Genomic DNA, 3,180 nt, shown 5'->3' on the forward strand with positions numbered 1-3,180 from the left:
AAGATCTGTTCCCATATCCCGGGCCAGCCTGAGGAGTAGCCGAACCCGCTGACGCCGAGCAGGGTCATGCCGCTACAGACCGAGCAGATGATCAGGATCGTGAAGACCCAGAACCCAAGCGACCTCCCGGCGAGGATATAGTCCTCGGTGTTATGGATCTTCTTCGAGGCCCAGCTTCCGATGCCGATGAGCACGACAAAGTAGATCCCGATCAGTACAAACGTTATCGGGTCGGCCATTCAGGAGGCCTCCCTGAAGGAGAGCCCCCAGAGGGTGAGCACCACAATGACCAGAGCGACAGCGCCACTCACAATAAGTCCCGTGTGGAGGGGTAATCCGAAGAACATGCTATGTCAACGTGTGGCACGCTAACATATAACACAATCGCTGGAGGCGGTGATATCACCCCGTTTCAGAGGCGGACTGCACATACCAAAAAGAATGTTATTTGGAACTCTTTACAGTCTTTGCGCCCCGGAGGATGGCAATCTTTCCGGTGCGGACGAGTTCCTTGATACCATACTGGCGCAGGAGTTTCTCGAGCGCGTCGATCTTGTCGGTATCCCCGGCCACCTGGAGCACCAGCGTCTTTGCCCCGACATCCACGACCTGGGCCCGGAAGATATCGGCGATCTGGAGGATCTCAGCGCGGGAGGTGCCTGGTTCGGCAGCCACCTTGATGAGGGCAAGCTCCCGCTCCACACTCTCCCGCTCGGTCAGGTCGGAGACCTTGATGACGTCGATGAGTTTGTTGGTCTGCTTCATCACCTGCTCGACAACAGAACCGTCACCGTTCACCACGATCGTGATCCTGCTCATATCAGGCTCCTCGCAGGTTCCGACGGCGAGGCTCTCGATGTTGAACCCCCGGCGCGAGAACATGCCTGCGACCCGGCTCAAGACGCCGGCCCGGTTCTCCACGAGGACGCTTATCGTGTGCGACTTCATTCCTGATGCACCCCGATCATCTCGTTGATCGCGGCACCGGCCGGGACCATGGGAAAGACATTCTCCTCGCGCTCGATCCTGAAATCCAGGACGAACGGTCCATCAGTGGCGAGCGCCGCGCAAAGTGCTTCCCGGACATCCTCCTTCTCCTCGACCCTGATCCCCTCGACCCCGTAAGCATTGGCGATCTTCACAAAGTCCACCGATGGGAGCTCGGTGTAGGCGTAGCGCCGGTCGTAGAAGAGTTCCTGCCACTGCCGCACCATGCCGAGGTACATGTTGTTTAAGATCACGACCTTGACCGGGATCTGGTAGTGCGCCACCGTCCCAAGTTCCTGGATGTTCATCTGGAAACTCCCGTCGCCGGCGATGTCGACGACCGGGAGGTCCGGCCGGGCGAAGTGGGCGCCGATGGCTGCCGGGAACCCGTAGCCCATCGTCCCGAGGCCGCCCGAGGTGAGCCAGGTCCGGGGTTTCCTGAAACAGTAGTAGAGCGCGGCCCACATCTGGTTCTGACCGACCTCGCTTGCGATGATCCCCTCGCCCTTCAGGAGGTCGGAGAGTTCCCGGATGATGTACTGCGGGCGGAGCCGGTTGTCGTCGCGGTAGCGGAGGGGGTACTGTGCCTTCCAGGCATTGAGCCTCGCCATCCAGTTCGCCGTATCCCCGCGTTTCTGCATCCGCCGGAGGAGCGCCTGGAGCACTGCCTTTACGTCGCCCACGATCGGGACGTCGACCGACTTGTTCTTCCCGATCTCGGCAGGGTCGATATCGATGTGGATGATCGCGGCATTCGGCGCAAAGGTCTCGATCTTCCCCGTCACCCGGTCGTCGAACCTGACACCTATGGCAAGAAGGAGGTCGCACTCGGTGACCGCGTAATTCGCAGTCTGGGTGCCGTGCATCCCGAGCATACCGAGGCAGAGCGGGTGGTCGCCGGGGACTGCGCCAAGCCCCATCAGGGTTGTCGTCACCGGGATGGCGGTGGCCTCAGCAAACTCCAGGAGTTCTGCCGACGCCCCTGAGTGGACCACTCCACCGCCGGCGTAGACCAGGGGACGTTCAGCACGGGCAATCAGGTCGAGCGCCTTATCGATCTGGCGGACGTGCCCCTCGTAGGTGGGCTGGTAGCCCCTGAGAGAGACCTTCCCGGGAGCAGTTCCCCCGCCCTTCACATGGCTTGTGGTGACGTCTTTTGGGAGGTCGACCAACACCGGGCCGGGGCGGCCGGTTCGCGCTATGTAGAACGCCTCCTGCACCGTACGGTCGAGATCACTGGCATCCTTCACCAGGTAGTTGTGCTTGGTGACCGGCATCGTGATGCCGGTGATGTCCGATTCCTGGAACGCGTCGTTCCCGAGCATGCCGGTCGGTACCTGGCCGGTGAGCGCTACGACAGGGACAGAGTCCATGTAGGCCGTCGCGATCCCGGTTACCAGGTTACACGCACCGGGACCTGAGGTGGCAAGACATACCCCTACCCGGCCGCTGGCCCGTGCGTAGCCATCGGCTGCATGTGCCGCTGCCTGTTCATGCCTCACCAGTATGTGCCGGATCGACGAGTCGTAGAGTTCGTCGTAGATCGGCAACACTGAGCCACCGGGGTAGCCGAAAATGGTGTCCACCCCTTCGCGCTGTAGCGCTTCAATCAGAGTCCTGGCTCCGGTCTTCATGCTCTTCCCTGAGTAGTCTGTTCATCCCGGCTATAACCGCTTCGACACTCGCCATGATGATGTCGGTCCTCGCGCCCCGCGATGTTACGGTCTTCCCGTCTTTGCTGAGTTTCACTGATACGTCAACGAGGGCGTCGGTGCCGCCGGTTATCGCATCTACGCGGTATTCGTCGAGCCGCACGCTGCCGACGTCGGCCACCGATCGCTGGAGCGCGCGGATCGCCGCATCCACCGGCCCGGTCCCGACTGCGGCACCGGTGATCTCGCTGCCGTTGACGAGCATCGTCACCGATGCGGTCGGCACCGCGTTGCTCCCTGAGACGATGGTGAACTGGCGGAGTTCGAGGCAGGGCTTAAACTCAATCGCCATGACAGTATCGGCGATTGCCATGATGTCGGCATCGGTTACCCGCATGCCGGTATCCCCGATCTGCTTGATCCGTGCCACGATATCGGCGAGCTGTGCGCCATCCGGGGCATACCCCATATCGTGGAGGGCGGCCTCGACCGCCGCCGACCCGGAGTGTTTGCCGATGACGATGCGCCGTCTCCGTCCGAC

At 61.6% G+C, this 3,180-nt stretch carries 3 protein-coding genes and 1 pseudogene; all 4 read right to left on the bottom strand.

Annotated features, from left to right (window positions below; translation table 11 throughout):
- Positions 1–239, bottom strand: a pseudogene (locus BP858_RS07115) (sodium:solute symporter family protein); the annotation flags it as partial.
- Between the two features lie 205 nt (positions 240–444).
- Positions 445–948, bottom strand: coding sequence for an acetolactate synthase small subunit (ilvN, locus tag BP858_RS07120; protein WP_286879184.1), 504 nt, complete (start codon positions 946–948; stop codon positions 445–447).
- The gene (ilvB, locus tag BP858_RS07125; protein WP_286879185.1) at positions 945–2,621 is read right to left on the bottom strand and encodes a biosynthetic-type acetolactate synthase large subunit; all 1,677 of its coding nucleotides are present in this window, start codon (positions 2,619–2,621) and stop codon (positions 945–947) included. The genes ilvN and ilvB overlap by 4 nt, the downstream gene beginning before the upstream one ends.
- Positions 2,593–3,180, bottom strand: a 588-nt coding sequence (locus tag BP858_RS07130) for an alpha-isopropylmalate synthase regulatory domain-containing protein (RefSeq protein ID WP_286879186.1), incomplete at its 5' end; no start/stop codon positions are given. The genes BP858_RS07130 and ilvB, both read right to left, overlap by 29 nt.

The sequence above is a fragment of the Methanoculleus sp. UBA413 genome, from assembly GCF_002502935.1.
Taxonomy (GTDB): Archaea; Halobacteriota; Methanomicrobia; order Methanomicrobiales; family Methanoculleaceae; genus Methanoculleus; species Methanoculleus bourgensis.